We start from the raw sequence: 17,068 nt of genomic DNA, 5'->3' as shown, positions 1-17,068 counted from the left end.
TATTCCTTGACATCTTTATAGCTGGCTTTATTTTAACACAAACGTATGTTCGTTGCACAATATTCATCCTAGCATCTTGTTAAAAATCTGCTTAATTTAAGGTATCAAAAAACCACCGACAAATGCCGGTGTTTTGGAAAAGTGATTGGTTTTTGGTATATGGATTAACCAAAACGTCCAGCAACATAATCTGCTGTTTGTGTATTTGTTGGGTTATTAAAGATTTGGTCTGTTTCCCCAAATTCAATAATGTGAGATCTACCTGGACCAGTTTCTGGATCTGCGTAGAAGAATCCTGTGTAATCAGACACACGTGCAGCTTGTTGCATATTGTGGGTAACAATTGCGATTGTGTAGTCGTCACGTAATTGCTGTACTAACTCTTCAACTTTTAACGTTGAAATTGGGTCTAAAGCTGAAGTTGGCTCATCCATTAACAATACATCAGGTTTAACCGCTAAGGCACGTGCAATACAAACCCGTTGCTGTTGTCCACCAGAAATAGCCATACCATTTTTGTTTAAGTCGTCTTTCACTTCATCCCAGATTGCAGCACCACGTAATGAAGTTTCAACAATTTCATCTAATTCATTCTTGTCACGGATACCATGAGTACGTGGTCCATAAGCAACGTTGTCATAAATTGACATTGGGAAAGGATTTGGTTGTTGGAAAACCATACCAACATTTTTACGTAGCATATTTAAGTTTATGTCACGATCAAAGATACTTTTACCATCTAATGTAACTTTACCTTCAATACGACAACCTTCAACAAGGTCATTCATACGGTTTAATGTTTTTAAGAAAGTAGATTTACCTGATCCAGAAGGACCGATTAATGCTGTTACTTGTTTTTCGTAGATCGGCATGTTGATTCCTTCTAAGGCTTTAAAGTTACCATAGTAAAGGTCCATATTTTCTGCCTGCATTTTTATTTTAAGATTGTTGTTTTCAACCATGATTAATTTTGTCCTCCTTTTGTAAATCGTTGTGATAACCATGTAGATAAGCCGTTGATCACTAATACAACTAATAATAGCACTACACCTGTAGCATTTGCTTGGTCACGGTGTAACCCTTCACTTGATAATACATACATATGTAGTGACAATGTACGACCAGAAGAGAAGATTGAGTTAGGTAGTGATGTTGATGTACCTAGTGTATACATCAAGGCTGCTGTTTCACCAACGATACGTCCAACAGCAAGAATAATCCCTGATAGGATACCAGGCATTGCGATTGGTAAAACAATTCTAAAAATTGTACGTAATTTACCAGCCCCTAAACCGAAACTTGCTTGACGTAAATTGTCTTTAACTGACATTAATGCTTCTTCAGTATTACGGATGATTAATGGTAATACCATAATTGCTGAAGTAAGAATACCTGAAATTAATGAATATTGGAATCCTGCTGCGGATACAAAGGCTAGCATACCAAATAAACCAAATACAATAGATGGTACACCAGTTAATGTATCTGTTGCAATACGGATAGCCTCCACCCATTTGTTATTTTTTCCAGCATATTCAACTAGGTAAAAACCAGCGAATACACCTAATGGAATGGCTAATAATAACGATCCACCGATAACATAAAGGGTTGTAATAATAGACGGCAACATTGAAACGTTACTTGTCGTGTACTTCCATGCGAAAAGATCAGCACTTAAATGTGGTACACCTGATACTAATACGTAACCAACAATCCAAATAAGAGAAGCAAAAGTAACTGCTGCAAAGAAATAGGTAAACCCACGTAATACTTTAGACATTAACCATTTACCCCCGTTCTCTTAACATATGCGAAGATACCATTGATAATCAAGATAATCACAAATAATACTGCACCTGTTGCAATTAAGGCATTTTGGTGGCTACCAGTTGCATAAGCCATCTCTAAGATGATATTTGCAGTCATTGTACGCGCACCTCGGAATAAACCTTGTGGAAAAATTGCTTGGTTCCCTGCCACCATGATCACAGCCATTGTTTCACCTACAGCACGGCCTATACCTAAAATGATAGAAGAGAAAATCCCCGATCTAGCGGCCGGCATCATGATCACATAAGATGTTCTATCATGGTCAGCGCCTAAACCAACTGATGCATTATAGTAAGTTTTTGGTACTGCACGCAGAGATGATTCAGACATGGTAATAATAGTAGGTAAAATCATAATTGCTAAAACAATACCAGCTGTCATGATACTCATACCATTTGAGGCAATGCCTATAGATCTTGCAAAGTTTCGAAGTCCTGGAACCAATACTTGTAAACCGAAGTAACCAAATACAATAGAAGGAATACCAGACATCAAGTTCATTGCTGGTTTCAACACTTTATGTAATTTGGGTGGACAATAAAATGCCATAAACATTGCCGTAAATACACCTGTTGGTACACCAAGTACAAATGCTATCAGGGTCACATATAGTGAACCCACTAACATTGGTGCTAACCCAAAAATTTCTTGAGATGGTTGCCATTTGTCTCCAAACAAGAATTGCCCAAAGCCATAATCAGCCATAAAAGGGATTCCTCTTGCAAAGATAAAGTAACAAATTGCTAACAAGGCAAGAATTGAAGTGAAAGCAGCCAACATGAAGATATACTTCATGACTGTTTCCAACATATTATTTTGTTTCATATGTTCTCCTTATTAAATTCAAATTCACGATAAAAATGTGTCCAAGGGAAATTATAACTTATCTGGACGGTTTTAAAAACCCCATAAATTCACAATTGGTTATTCTACCTCTGAATAATTCAAAGTAGCTTCTAAACATAAAAGGAGCTGCTACTATATAGGAGTAGCAACTCTAATAAGATAAACCTTTAGTTGTTACTTAACTAGTCGGAATTATTGAGCAGTACCTTCCCAGTCAGTCGTTTCGCCAGTAAAGATACCAGCAATTGTATCTAAGCTTAAATCAGAAATGCCATTTTCAGGGTTAACGATTACCGCAACACCGTCAGTAGCAATTGCTTCAGCTGTTACATCTGTTTCATCATCAGCTAATGCACGAGAGGCCATACCTAAATCAGCAGTACCGTCAGCAGCAGCTTTTACACCTGCAGATGAACCGTTAGAAGTAACATTCACTTGAACACCAGAGTTTACATCTTGGTAAGCTTCAGCTAATTTTTCCATTACTGGAGAAACTGAAGTAGAACCAACAACAGTGATAGAACCTGATTGAGCGCCGTCGCCTGCATATGGTTCAGCATCAGCTTTAGCTTGTACATAACCTTCTTCTGAAACAATTGCTTGACCTTCTTCAGAGAAGATAAAGTCGTGGAAGTCTGCTACTACGCCTTCTAGTTCGCCTTGATATACGATGTTAAATGGACGAGAAATTGCGTAGTCACCTGATGCAACATTTTCTTCTGTAGGTTCAACACCATCAACAGAAACAGCAGTTACTGTATCGTTTAATGAACCTAAAGAAATATACCCAATTGCATTTGGATCATCAGCAACAGCAGTCATTACTTGGTCAGTACCATTCATGATTGTAGCTGCAGCAGTAGTGTGATCAACATCATCAGCCATAACGCCTGTAGCTTCTACGAAGGCATCGCGCGTACCAGAACCTTCTTCACGAGAAATTACTGAAATTGGGCCAGTGATTGCTGCCGCTTCTGTTGTTGAATTTGAATCTGTTGACTCATCAGTAGATCCACCATTTCCACAAGCAGCTAAAGCAGCTGAAGCACCTAATGCTAAAACCAATTTTGGAAGCTTACTAAAAGTCATTTGTACTTTCCACCTTTTCTTTTTCTTAATCCATATAACCATATTCCAAACGATTACAAGCTTATTATATAGGATGATTGTAAATATCTAAGTGGATAAAATGTAAATTACTGGCAGTTGTGTAAATATATTGTAAATATTGTGTAAATTTCATTGGGATATTCTCATTTTATAAGCTTTACCAGCTCACCTTACAATGCATTTATTATTCTGTTATTTCATCTTCTTCATCTAATTCCAAAAGGTCTAGCTTAGGTATATTCACCGTAAAACTTGTCCCTTTACCAAATATACTATCTACTTCAATCGAACCGCCCATTTGTTCTAGTATATTGCGAACGATAGATAAGCCTAAACCTGTACCACCAGATGCGGTTGATCGGTCTTTACTTACCCGGTAGAATCGTTCAAATATTCGTGGAAGGTCCTCTTGCGGTATACCAATACCATTATCTGAAATTTTAAACTGTATCATATTTTCCTGTTCAGCGATGGATACCTTAACAAAACCGTAGGGATTATTATAAATAATGGCATTATGAATGAGATTAGTAAGCACCTGTAAAATCCTGCCTCGATCGCCTTTAAAAGAAACATCTGGTTGAGCGCTAATATCTTTAACTAATTCAATATGTTTATCTTGTGCCCGTCCACTTAGGTGTTGGAATACGTCTTCTACAAGCTCGTCAGCCGTTAACCATTCACTAGTTTGTTGTACTTGATCTTGTTCAATTTTAGCCAGGTCTAAAATATCCTTAATTAAAGAACCGAGTCGATTACTTTCTTTTTGCATAATTTTTACAAAATCTACCGCTGTATCATGATCTTCAATAGCGCCATCTAATAAAGCTTCAGTGAACCCTTGTAAGGCAGTGACTGGTGTTTTTAGCTCATGAGACGCGTTAGAAATAAAATCGCTACGAACTTTTTCTAAGTGACGGATACCAGTAATATCATAGATTAAAAGAATGATTTGCTCCGAATCATTTGGTTTCGTTAAAGCTTCATTCGATTCATCATCGAAATACGCATCCATTTCTTCATAACTTAAATGAATAATATTTACATCTAAAATTACTTCTCTTGGATAATATAAATAAATTTCTTCATTAATCTTCTCTTTTGTTTTAGAAGCTTGGTTTAACATTTGAATCAGACGATAACTTTGTAGCACTTCTTCAAATCGACGCCCCTCTATTTGCTCATCTAGGGCCAGAATTTCATAGATAGCTGGGTTAGCTAAACGTACGATATGATCTTTATCGACCATTACAACGCCTAACATCATGGCATCCACTAGTTTATTCATTCGCTGTGTTTGATTTGTAATTTGAAATTCTTGTAGTGCTAGTTCATTGGATAAATCATTAATATTTTCACCAATTTCATCAAATTCTTCAATATCTACTGGGGTATATTGAATCGTATAATCATTATTTGCGATATGGTTTAATTGCTTGTTAATAGCCAAAATAGGCAGGTGCATGCGGCGGTTAAAGTGTACAAAGAAAGCTACAAGTATGCTAACCGCTCCAAGTCCCATCACCACAGCGATGAGGATAATATTTTCTTTCACTGGACGATTTAGAGGGAAGTTTCTTAACACTTGAATATAGCCAAGTACATCCCCTTTAGAGTTAGAAATCCGTTCAGAGTATGAATAGATGATCGTATTTTTTTCTGTCTCTTCCTGCTGAAATTGATTATCCATATTATCTTCATAATCTCTAAATGCTAAATCATTTGATAGTTGCTCATTACCAACTGTGTATACCCGATTGCCCTTTGCATCATAAATGAGAATGCGATCATTCAAATTTACCATCGGTTGAATAGTTCGTTTAACAGATCTAAATTCAAGCGTATTATCTGTGATGTCGATTGGGTCTAGAGATCTAAAACTTGGACGGATTGTGGATACTACATTGATTAAAGTATTTTGTATTTCATCATTCACAGTATCAGATACAAACCGATTTACAGTAAAGGCAAATATTACACTATATAAAATAAACAACAGCGCAAACACTGTTGTTATACTTTGAATCAATTTTTGCATTAGTTAGGCACCTCAAATTTATATCCAAAGCCACGAACTGTGATAATATACTCGGGATTTTTGGTATCTAATTCAATTTTTTCACGTAAGTGACTTACATGTACATCAACTATACGTGTTTCACCCGCATAATCAAACCGCCATAACTTCTGTAATAATTGTTCACGTGATAGTGTACGATTTACACGGCGAGCCATATAAGTCAATAGTTCAAACTCTTTAGGCGTCATTTCAATAGATTCACCACGCACATAAACAACATAATCATTTACATGGATTTCAATATCACCGGCTTTAATGATTTCAACATCTTCATCTTTAAAATTACCTACTGAATCTTTCGTTAAGGTAATTTTGTGCTTCGCTTCAATCCCGTCTCCTTCATTAACTGCTGCTATAGGTGTTGCATACGATGCGCGACGTAAGATTGCTTTCATTCGTGCTAATACTTCACGTGGGCTAAATGGTTTGGTCATATAATCATCTGCACCTAATTCTAATCCAATGATTTTTTCTAATTCATCATCTTTTGCAGTTAACATTAAAATCGGTGTGTTGATCTTATTTTGACGTAAGTTTTTACAAACGTCCATCCCATCCATTTTGGGTAGCATTAAGTCAAGAATAATAAAATCTAATTGATGATTCATGGCTAATGCTAATCCAGCTTGGCCATCTTCTGCTTGAATAACTTCATAGCCTTCTTTTTCTAAACTATATTTTAGTAATGTTAATATCGATTGCTCATCATCCACTATCAATACTTTTTTCATATATTTCCTCCACATACAACTTTAGAAAGTGATTACACCCAAAAATAACCAACTACCCTTAGTATCAGATACAAGCTATTTTTCATTTATTATGATATAGGACTTAACTTGTCATTTAAATCTGCTTATACACCATCGCTCAACGTTGTGCACTATGCTTCTTCATCACTCAATTGTGCTTTTAAATATGCATCTATAAACCCATCTAAATCACCATCCATCACCGCTTGCACATTAGCAGTTTCGTGGTCAGTTCGGTGATCTTTCACCATATTATATGGATGGAAAACATAAGACCGAATTTGAGAACCCCAAGCAATTTCTGATTTTTCCCCACGAATTTCATCTAATTCTTTGGCATTTTTTTCAGCTAATAAATGCGCTAATTTCGCTTGCAACATCTTCATAGCCGTGTCCCTATTTTGGAATTGAGACCTTTGACTTTGTGAAGCCACAACAATACCTGTTGGCACATGGGTTAACCGGACTGCTGAAGATGTTTTATTGATATGCTGTCCCCCAGCACCTGATGCGCGGAATACGTCCATTTCAATATCTGATTCATCAATTTCAATTTCCGTATTTTGGTCTAATACTGGCATAATCTCCACTGAAGCAAACGATGTATGCCGTCGCTTATTAGAGTCAAATGGTGAAATACGCACCAAACGATGGATACCATCTTCTGATTTTAAAAATCCATAAGCATTCAAGCCTTTAATTTCTAATGTCACTGATTTAATCCCAGCTTCATCGCCATTTTGAAAATCTAAGGTAGTTACTTGATAATCATGTTGGTCTGCCCACCGTTGGTACATTCTAAGTAGCATAGAAGCCCAGTCTTGGGACTCAGTACCACCAGCACCTGGATGAATCTCTAATAAGGCATCGTTATGGTCATACTCACCACTCAGTAAAATATTGCGCTCATAGGCCCTAATTTTCGCTTGAAAAGCTTGTATTCGATTGACCAATTCCTTAGATAAATCGGGATCTGGTTCTTCTTTAACCATTTCATTCAAAAGTGACAATTCTTCATATTCGTCCCCTAGATGATTAAATTCGTCATAGACTTTTTTCAAGGCATTATTTGCATCAATAACCGCTTGGGCTTTTTCTGAATCATCCCAGAAATCTGGTTGAACCATATCAGCCTCATACTCAGCTAGGTCTGCTTCCATTTTCTCTAAGTCAAAGAGACCCCCTGAAGCTATCAATTTGGTTTTTGTTCTGTTCTAATAGGTGATTAATTTCAAATTGTTCCATTTTCTATCGCTCCTAATAAAAATACGGGACCAACATGCATGCTGATGTTACTCGGTCAATGCCTTGTTCGTCCCGATGTTCAAAATATGCGTTTATTTGGCTTGTTTACGTTCTAAGTTTTGACGGATTTCTGATTGCATAAACATACGTGTTGCATCATATTCAATACCCGCAATCATTTCATTAAAACGATCAAATCCTTCAGACTGGTACTCTACCAATGGATTATTTTGTGCATAAGCACGTAAGCCAACCCCTTGGCGCAATTGGTCCATAGCATCGATGTGATCAGTCCAACGAGAATCAACTGCACGCAAGATAACGACTTTTTCAAATTCTAAAGCCAGCTCTTTATTGTTGATTGAATCAATTTTTTGGTTAAATCGATCAGCTGCTTTATCTGTTATAAAATCAATAATTTCTTTTTGGTTTTTGCCTTCTAAATTATCAATATCCACTTGTGTGTTACGGTATAAAGCCGTTTCAGCGAAGTCAGCTAAGGCTTCTAAATTCCAATCAGCACGGTCACCAGCAGTATACAACTCTACTTGACGTTTGATGGTACGCTCGATCATTGGCCACATCACATCATCCAATGAATCTTCCGCTGAAATCACTTCAAATCGCTGTGAATAAATGACATCACGTTGCTGACGCATGACTTCATCATATTCTAGGACGTTCTTACGAGTATCATAGTTATTGCCTTCGACACGAATTTGCGCACCTTCAACTTGTTTCGTAATCATACGTGATTCTATGACCATATCTGGATCATCTTGGTCCATATTTAAACTCTCCCATAATTGTTGGATACGCTCTGAACCAAAACGACGCATAACATCATCTTCAAGAGACAAGTAGAAACGTGAATAACCTGGATCCCCTTGACGTCCAGCACGTCCACGTAATTGGTTGTCAATACGACGAGATTCATGACGTTCAGTACCAATTACAGCTAAACCACCGAGTTCTTTTACTTCGGTGCTCAATTTAATATCTGTACCACGTCCCGCCATGTTCGTCGCAATTGTCACGGCACCCTTTTGACCTGCATCAGCAACAATTTGCGCTTCACGTTCATGGTTTTTAGCATTCAACACATTATGGCGAATGCCTAATTTTGTTAATGCATCAGATAACATTTCAGAAGTTTCCACCGCTACAGTACCTACTAAAACAGGTTGTCCAGTTTGGTGACGCGAAGCGATATCCTTTACAACTGCATTAAATTTAGATTTTAAATTAGGATATAGTATATCTGATTTATCTTCACGAATAACTGGTTTATTGGTTGGAATTTGAATAACGTTCATATTGTAAATTTCACGGAATTCTTCCTCTTCAGTTTTAGCTGTACCCGTCATACCAGATAATTTTTCATACATTCTAAAGTAGTTTTGGAAGGTAATTGTCGCCATTGTTTTAGATTCATTTTGGATTTCAACGTTTTCTTTGGCTTCAATCCCTTGATGTAAACCATCAGAGAAACGACGCCCTTCCATGATACGACCGGTAAACCCATCAACAATTTTAACTTCCCCATCAACGACAACGTAGTCAATATTTAAAAGCATGATATAGTTCGCACGCAAGGCTGTATCAATGTGGTGAATTAAACGGCCATTATCAATGTCGTATAAGTTTTTTACATGGAAGACATCTTCAGCTTTTTCAATACCTGTTTCAGTAAGGGCGATTGTTTTAGAAGAAACATCAATGACATAGTCTTCCTCTTCTTTTAAACTTTTAACAAAATAATCAGCACGTTGGTAAAGTGCTGTTGATTGCTCTGCTTGGTTAGAAATAATCAACGGCGTACGCGCTTCATCGATTAATATTGAGTCCACCTCATCCACTACAGCAAAGTATAACGGTCGTTGTACCATTTGGCGTTTGTAAACAACCATATTGTCACGTAAGTAGTCGAAACCAAGTTCATTATTGGTTGAATAAGTGATGTCTGCTGCATAAGCTGCTCGTTTATCATCGTTATTCATGCCTGCTTTGTTTAAACCTACTGTTAAACCTAAGAAAGTATATAGCTCACCCATTTGCGCTGAGTCACGACTTGCCAAGTAGTCATTGACTGTCACAACATGAACCCCTTTTCCAGCTAAGGCATTCAGGTACACTGGCATCGTTGCTGTTAAAGTTTTACCTTCACCAGTTTTCATCTCTGCAATATTTCCGTAATGTAAAGCTAAACCACCCATAATTTGTACGTGGTAAGGGAATAATCCAAGCACACGGCGTGCACCTTCTCTGACTGTAGCAAAAGCTTCAACTAAAATATCTTCCAAGTCTTCACCTAATTGTATACGGTCTTGGAATGACTTAGTCATATCTTTTAATTGGTCATCTGTGTAATTTGCAAAGCGATCTTCTAATGCTTCAATTTGTTTTGCAATTTTATCAAATTTTTTCAAATCTTTTCTTTGGTTATCAAAAACCTTTTTTAAAACATTTGCCATGGTATTCTCCTTTGGTTCAGAAACTTGTATAAATCTTGGGCGAAAGTGTTAAGCGGTACCGCGGTTCCCACTATCCCCAATATATTTATCATCCATTATATGATAGCATTAAAAATTTATCTTTAAAACAAGAAACGACTAGCCTTAGCAGAAATTACGATATTTTTTACAAAATATATGGGGAAAATAGTTGAACACATAAAAAGAGGCTGGGACAAAAATATCTCAGCCTCTTTTTGCTATAGAAGAACGTTTATAATCGGGTTTCAAAAGTCAGAATTATCCGATACTTCCCAAAATACGCCAATAACGTTTCGTTATTGTTCGCCTTTTGGTCCAGTACGTCAATTCTAAACGACTTTTGTCACACCTTCTTTAATTCTATAAGTATTTTTTGTTTGGTTATGCTAAGTCATCTTCAATAGAAATTAAACCATAAGATCCTTTACGACGAGCATAGACTAATGCACCTTTACCAGTTTCAGCGTCTTCGAAGATAAAGAAGCTGTGTCCTAGCATTTCCATTTGTAAGACTGCTTCTTCTGGAGACATTGGCTTTACAGATAATGATTTACGACGCACAATCTTGATTGGTTCGTGTCCATCTTCCTCAGTCTCTTGCTCAACGCGGTCAGCTTGCACTTGTGTTTCTGCAGCGCCAGATAAACCAGTACTTACACGAGGTTTACGATTCATTTTTGTTTTGTATTTACGTACTTGACGTTCTAATTTATCCACCACAAGGTCAATAGAACCATACAAATCTTGAGATGTTTCTTCAGCACGTAAAGTCAAACCACCTGATAAAGGAATTGTAACCTCTGCCTTAGCATCCTTATTAGGATAAACTTTCGCATTTACATATGCAGTTGCATCTGGTGAATCAGTGAAATACCGCTCAATCTTAGCGATTTTCTTTTCAGCATACTCTCTGATTGCTGGAGTGATTTCAATATTCTCACCGCGGACGTTGTATGTAAACATAATATTTCATCCTTTCTACCAGTAATCAATTACTGGTGAAGCTCCTATAGCTTCTTTATTACTACTTTTATTATAATAGAAAACGCTTACCAATACAAATAATCTACTCTCAAAAATGTATATTATCTTGCAAGGGTTAAACCACTTATTTGGCTGAAACCTGCTAATTCAAGTGCCTTATAGGCTGAAAACATTGTGGTGCCTGTAGTATAAACATCGTCAAATAACACAACGGGTTTTCGATGATCTAATGGTCCTATTGCTTGATTCAAGCTCATTTTATTCAAGTTCAGTAACCGGTGCTGCCGATTTTTATAAGCTTGTTTTTCCTTATTGCCCTTGCTTAGCAGTAAATTTTTATAAGGAATACGTGCAGCTTCTAATAGTAAGGCTGTTTGATTGAAACCTCGATTCGCTACCTTCTCACTGGAGGAAGGCATAGGGATCCAAATCGCATTTGGTTCTTTTCGATAAGCAGCCATCAATTCATCCGCAAAAAGAAAACGTCCCCGTATATCTCCCTGTCCTTTTAAAACGACTAACCAATCTTTAAATATCTTATTATATTGATATAATGCTTGATTTTTAAAATACCAATTATGATAACTATGCCAACTTTGACAATCACTACAAAAGCCATCTGCATTCACTTCAACTGGCATTTCAGCCATAACTGGCCGCCCACATTGATGACAGGTATTTTTTAAATGTATCTTTTCTAATCCACTTAAACATTCCTCACAAAAAAGCGCTGGTTGAATCGGTCCCAAAGATAAGATATTCGATAAGGTTAAGTGACTGTCTAAGGTATTTTGACAGATTAAGCAAGTTGATGCTGTAACAGTCGCTGTCCTTTCGTCATGCAACAAAGCTTTAAATAGATTAGTCATCAATTAAACCTCGTTTTCTTGCTTGATTATTCATGGATTTAATTTGCTGAATTGCTGCGTTTGATGCTTTCGTTTTCCCGTAGTGGAGAAAGTAGACAGCTCCAGAAGGCCATTTAGGTTTTCGACCCACTCGACCAGATATTTGCACAAGCGCAGCTGTTGTAAAAGTTTGGTCTTCGCTCCCCAATACAATGACATCAATATTTGCAAAAGTGACCCCACGTTCTAAAATGGTGGTTGAAAACAGAAAATCATAGTCCCCATCTCGCATCTGTCGTACTTTACGAATCCGGTCAGGGTCTTTAGAAGAAACAGATGCAAATCGGTAGTCAGAAAATACTGGCTGACACAATTTAACAAAAGTCAGCATCAAGTTGATATTTGGCATAAATATTAAGACGCGTCGTCCCTTTTTTAATAGTTGATTTAATAAGCGTTTAAAGACAATTGGTACTTTCCCTGCTTGAATGAGACTTTGCCAATCCCCTACCCATCTGTAAACTGGAACTGGTAGCCGGTGTCGATGGTAACGTGCCGGGAGTATAGATACGGGCATCTTCCCCTCATTGATTAGTTTCTCATGGCTAGGATTAGGTGTTGCGGTCAGTAAAACCTGCGCACCGGTCTCTTTCACAGCGCGATCAGAAGCGAAATATAACATTGGGTCACCGTCATAAGGAAAAGCATCAATTTCATCAATAATCAGTAAATCAAAAGCGGCTTTAAAACGAATTAACTGGTGGGTAGACCCAATTGTTAAAGCCGCATCACTGTATGATTCTTCAGATTGGCCGTGAAGTAATTGAATAGTAATCTCAGGAAAAGCGGCTTTAAATCGAGGTGCTAATTCGTTGGCAACATCAATCCGTGGTGTCGCTAGGGCAACTTTACCCCCAGCCATCAACGCTTGATTCACCGCTTCAAAGACCATTTCTGTCTTGCCTGCACCTGTAACTGCCCAAACTAAACGTTGACCACCAGCTTGATAACTTTGACAAATCTCTTCAGAAGCTTGAGCCTGTTGTGCAGATAAGGTCCCAGTCCATGCTAAATAAGATTGGTTTCTTTTCCAGGAATGTGCTTTGGCTGTTTCTTCTAGGTGATAGAGCTTATCGCAGGTGCGCAATTTACCAAAGTTCAGACACTGCAAACAATAAAAACATGCTACTAAGTCACATTGACAGATGTTTTGATGAAAATTTGTACGGTTACCACAACGAAGACAAGTTAGGCGTGAACCGCTCTTTTCTATGGCGGGAAAAGTCTGTAGTCCAGGAATTTTTAGGGCCGCTATAGACGCATCGGTTTGGTCAATTTCCCTAGCTGTAACGAGTCGACCGCTTAATAAATTGATGATTTCTTCCATGACTCTCCCCCTCATCCAGTTTATACGTGAAATTTTGGGGTTTACGCCAAAAAAAGACCAGGAAACTTCCTGTTCTCCATAAAATATAAAAATTAGTACATATAAACTTTGACTTAGTCTAGTCTATGTCAGTATTTTGCCACCAAACTAAGGCATAGGCAGCTGGTCCAAGGTGCGTTCCAATAACTGGGCCTATTGGTGTTCGTTGCATATCTAAATCTGGGTGATGCTCAGCCATATAAGCTACTAAACTTTGTACTTGTGCGGTGTCATCTGCCCCTACAATAGCAATCCTTAACCGTGGTTCTGCTTGATAAGCTTGTTCAAATAAATCAAGCATACGTTTCACTGTCTTTTTATGGGTGCGCACTTTTTCAAAAACTTCAATTTTCCCCTGTTCAAAATGTAAGATTGGTTTCACTTGTAATAGGTTACCAATTCCAGCTGCACTAGGAGAGATACGACCACCTTTAGCTAAGTGCCCCAAATCTTCTACTGAAAAATAAGCATCAAAAGTTAATTTTAACGCATCTAATTTTGGCAAGATTTCTTCTAAACTTAGCCCTTGTGCCCGCAACTTAACAGCTTCTTGAACGAATAGCCCTTGACCAATCAAAGAAATATCAGAATTATAAACCGCTATTCGAACATTTTTTTCTTCAGCAACTTCGTTTGCAATCATACTAAAGGTTTGGTAGGTACCAGAAATACCTTTAGATAAGGTCACAGCCAAAATTTCATCATGACTATCTGCTAGCCGTTCAAATACCTCTGTTACAAGACCCGGTGCTGGTTGTGAACTTGTTGGGATCTCATCTAAGGCTGCCATCTTGGCATAAAATTCATCAACCGTGATGTCGATATTGTCACGGTAAGATCCGTCTGAAAATGTAATTGTTAATGGTAGTACTGTGATATCGTGACGAGTTGTAAACTCGTCTGAAAGATAGGCAGTACTATCCGTTACAATGGCAAGTGACATAAATTTTTTCTCCTCTAATCCCTGTACTTTACAGATTGCCCCTTGAAAAATATTCAACAGACAATAACGTCAGTGCCATTTTATCAAATATCTGGACAAAATTCGACATGTTTATCTAATAAAGCGCTTCAACTTTGTTAAATATACACGAAAGACAGGCAAATGGCGAAAAATAATGAAATATGATACGCTCAAAGGACAAAAATTAATTACAAGGAGGCAAGTCAAATGATTGAATACCGGACTGTAATTGAAGGCGGTGGTAGCCACGAAATTGAAGTGAAAGGCTCCAGATTTATTTGCCACGCAAAACGCGTCTTCAATGAAGAAGAAGCCAATGCATTTATCCAAAAAATTCGTAAAGACCACTACAAAGCTACCCACAATTGTGTCGCCTTCCAAATCGGTGAGAAAAATGAGATTCAACGAGCGCTAGATGATGGCGAACCCTCTGGAACAGCAGGCATCCCTATGCTAGAAGTTTTAAAGCAACGAAATTTACAAAATATTATCGTAATTGTCACACGTTATTTTGGCGGAGCTAAATTAGGCGCTGGTGGACTTGTGCGTGCATACTCATCAGCTGTTTCTGAAGGATTAGATGCCATCGGTCAAGTAGAACGTAAGCTACAAACCCAATTAGACATCAAAGTTGCTTATCCACTAACTGGTCAATTAGAGCATTGGATTGCTGAATCACCATATCGCTTATTAGACACGACTTATCTTGCTGACGTGACTTATCATTTAGGCATCCCATCTGATTTAGTAGACCAAATTCAAGCTGAATTAGTTAATCTAACCAGTGATCAAGCCAAATTCACTATCGGTCAAGAAGTCTACGTAGACCAACCCATTACTTACTAAGCTATTCATCATATTCAACTCCATTCAAATAAATCATCTTGCATTTTTAAGATGATTGGAGGACAATATAAATGTAAACCCTTACAAACGGAGGCACTAATATGGAAATAAAAAAACAAATTGCAGATAAATACTTGAAAACATACATGGTTGAAAAAGATCCGGGATCAGCAGCTTTAATTGCTTTCCCCACTTCCACTAATGAAGTGGTCGCATTTATTAAAGATGCCAATGCTAGAAAGCAGCCCACGATTACGATCGGTAGTCAAACTGGTTTAACAAGCGCAACTTATCCTATCAACAATGCTTGGTTACTCAGTTTGGAGAAAATGAATAAGATTATTTCATTAGATGAACAAACATTAACTTTAACTGTTCAAGCAGGTGTAACCCTATTTCAAATTCGCGATTATCTAGCGAATACACCTTATTTCTATGCCCCTGACCCTGGTAATAAAAATGCTTCAGTAGGTGGTAATGCCTCTACAAATGCCGGTGGTATGCGCGCAATCAAATATGGTGTAACCCGTGACAATATTCGTGGTTATGATGTGGTATTAGCTAATGGGGACTTAATTCATGTTGGCTCTTTAAATAAAAAAGATGCCACAGCTTATGATTTAAAAGATCTTTTTATAGGCGCTGAAGGTACACTCGGGGTAATCACAGAATTGCAATTGAAATTGACGCCACGTCCAGCTTTCGAAAAGTCTGTTATTCTTGGTTTTAATTCATTAGATGGTGTATCAGATGCTATTTTTGAAGTTGTGAAATCACCTGTTCAACCCGTCGCTTTAGAACTTTTAGAAGAATCAGGTATTCACTATTCTGAACAATTTATTCAAAAGAAAATGCCTGAAGTTCATGGTGAAGCTTTCTTATTGGCAACTGTAGCAGACAACGCAGCTGACGGATTAGCCTTCCAACTTGAAGCCATTCAAGCCCTTGGAAAAAAGGCTGGCGCAATTGAAGCGCGCGAACTTTCTGACGATGAAGCCAGCGAAATGTGGGCCATCCGCGATAATATCTTGAACGGTATCGTTTCTAGAGGTGACTGGAAGATGTATGACCCAGTCGTTCCTAACCACTTGTTCACTGACCTAGTGAAGGAAGCTAAACGCTTAGGAAGTAAATATAATGTCCAAACGGGCTTCTTTGGACACGCAGGAGATGGCAATATTCATATTTGTATCTTACGCAGTGATCAAGATGATGAAACTTGGGAACAAATTAAACACGACTATGAAAATGATTTATTCCCATATGTTGCTGAACAAGGCGGCTTATTATCCGCAGAACACGGAATTGGTTTAGAGAAGAAAGCATACCTACCCTACTTCAAAGACGACGCCTATATGGCAGTATTGAAATCCATCAAAAAAGCCATGGATCCAAATAACATCCTAAACCCAGGAAAAATGTTTGATTAAACAGGGTGTGAGCTTTGGCGCTCAGGCAGGTAAAACTGGCAGGAATATGCCGTAGCAAGTTTACTTGCTACAAGTATTTCTGAAGTGGAGACCGGACTGCCAAAGCGAACCCGACTAAACAGGGTGAGAGCGAGACCGCTCAGCTCAATAACGCTGGAAGACTATATCCGTATCGCACGCAGTGTGATGCAATATAGTCTGAAGCGGACTTG

At 37.9% G+C, this 17,068-nt stretch carries 14 protein-coding genes; 2 read left to right on the top strand and 12 right to left on the bottom strand.

Annotated elements, in window-relative coordinates; genetic code table 11:
* Positions 1-164: 164 nt before the first annotated feature.
* From pstB to HMPREF3116_RS08525, 12 genes are all read right to left on the bottom strand, one after another.
* The gene (pstB, locus tag HMPREF3116_RS08580) at positions 165-932 is read right to left on the bottom strand and encodes a phosphate ABC transporter ATP-binding protein PstB (RefSeq protein ID WP_070469188.1); all 768 of its coding nucleotides are present in this window, start codon (positions 930-932) and stop codon (positions 165-167) included.
* 32 nt (positions 933-964) lie between these two features.
* Positions 965-1,780 (bottom strand): phosphate ABC transporter permease PstA, encoded by an 816-nt coding sequence (gene pstA / locus HMPREF3116_RS08575; RefSeq protein ID WP_070469183.1) that lies wholly within the window; start codon positions 1,778-1,780, stop codon positions 965-967.
* Entirely contained in the window at positions 1,780-2,655 is an 876-nt protein-coding gene (gene pstC, locus HMPREF3116_RS08570; RefSeq protein ID WP_070469182.1) for a phosphate ABC transporter permease subunit PstC, read from the bottom strand. Before pstC ends, pstA begins: the two co-directional genes overlap by 1 nt.
* Before the next feature lie 213 nt (positions 2,656-2,868).
* Positions 2,869-3,765 (bottom strand): substrate-binding domain-containing protein, encoded by an 897-nt coding sequence (locus HMPREF3116_RS08565; protein WP_070469181.1) that lies wholly within the window; start codon positions 3,763-3,765, stop codon positions 2,869-2,871.
* A gap of 205 nt (positions 3,766-3,970) precedes the next feature.
* Positions 3,971-5,824 (bottom strand): sensor histidine kinase, encoded by a 1,854-nt coding sequence (locus HMPREF3116_RS08560; protein ID WP_070469180.1) that lies wholly within the window; start codon positions 5,822-5,824, stop codon positions 3,971-3,973.
* Positions 5,824-6,597 carry a response regulator transcription factor gene (locus tag HMPREF3116_RS08555; RefSeq protein WP_070469179.1) on the bottom strand — a complete coding sequence of 258 codons (774 nt, stop codon included), beginning with the start codon at positions 6,595-6,597 and terminating at the stop codon, positions 5,824-5,826. The genes HMPREF3116_RS08560 and HMPREF3116_RS08555 overlap by 1 nt, the downstream gene beginning before the upstream one ends.
* Before the next feature lie 152 nt (positions 6,598-6,749).
* A protein-coding gene (prfB, locus tag HMPREF3116_RS08550) for a peptide chain release factor 2 (protein ID WP_107309625.1) occupies positions 6,750-7,863 on the bottom strand; the annotation gives its coding sequence in 2 pieces (ribosomal slippage) (positions 6,750-7,790 and positions 7,792-7,863; 1,113 coding nt in all).
* Positions 7,864-7,955: 92 nt separating this feature from the next.
* A complete protein-coding gene (gene secA / locus HMPREF3116_RS08545) occupies positions 7,956-10,337 on the bottom strand; it encodes a preprotein translocase subunit SecA (RefSeq protein WP_070469178.1) in 2,382 nt (793 codons plus the stop codon).
* Between the two features lie 402 nt (positions 10,338-10,739).
* On the bottom strand, positions 10,740-11,321 hold the full coding sequence (gene hpf, locus HMPREF3116_RS08540) for a ribosome hibernation-promoting factor, HPF/YfiA family (protein ID WP_070469177.1): 582 nt from the start codon (positions 11,319-11,321) through the stop codon (positions 10,740-10,742).
* Between the two features lie 122 nt (positions 11,322-11,443).
* A complete protein-coding gene (locus HMPREF3116_RS08535; RefSeq protein WP_070469176.1) occupies positions 11,444-12,211 on the bottom strand; it encodes a ComF family protein in 768 nt (255 codons plus the stop codon).
* Entirely contained in the window at positions 12,204-13,577 is a 1,374-nt protein-coding gene (locus HMPREF3116_RS08530) for an ATP-dependent helicase ComFA (protein WP_070469175.1), read from the bottom strand. The genes HMPREF3116_RS08535 and HMPREF3116_RS08530 overlap by 8 nt, the downstream gene beginning before the upstream one ends.
* A 118-nt stretch (positions 13,578-13,695) precedes the next feature.
* A complete protein-coding gene (locus HMPREF3116_RS08525) occupies positions 13,696-14,559 on the bottom strand; it encodes a DegV family protein (protein WP_070469174.1) in 864 nt (287 codons plus the stop codon).
* A 228-nt stretch (positions 14,560-14,787) separates the two neighbouring features.
* Here HMPREF3116_RS08525 and HMPREF3116_RS08520 point away from each other — a divergent pair, with 228 nt between their 5' ends.
* On the top strand, positions 14,788-15,426 hold the full coding sequence (locus tag HMPREF3116_RS08520) for a YigZ family protein (protein WP_070469173.1): 639 nt from the start codon (positions 14,788-14,790) through the stop codon (positions 15,424-15,426).
* A 101-nt stretch (positions 15,427-15,527) separates the two neighbouring features.
* Positions 15,528-16,856, top strand: coding sequence for an FAD-binding oxidoreductase (locus HMPREF3116_RS08515; RefSeq protein WP_070469172.1), 1,329 nt, complete (start codon positions 15,528-15,530; stop codon positions 16,854-16,856).
* Positions 16,857-17,068 lie beyond the last annotated feature (212 nt).

The organism is Aerococcus sp. HMSC10H05 (assembly GCF_001806975.1).
Lineage (GTDB): Bacteria > Bacillota > Bacilli > Lactobacillales > Aerococcaceae > Aerococcus > Aerococcus viridans_B.
Note: the sequence above shows the minus strand (reverse complement) of the source record. Positions and strands in the feature narration are given on the sequence as shown.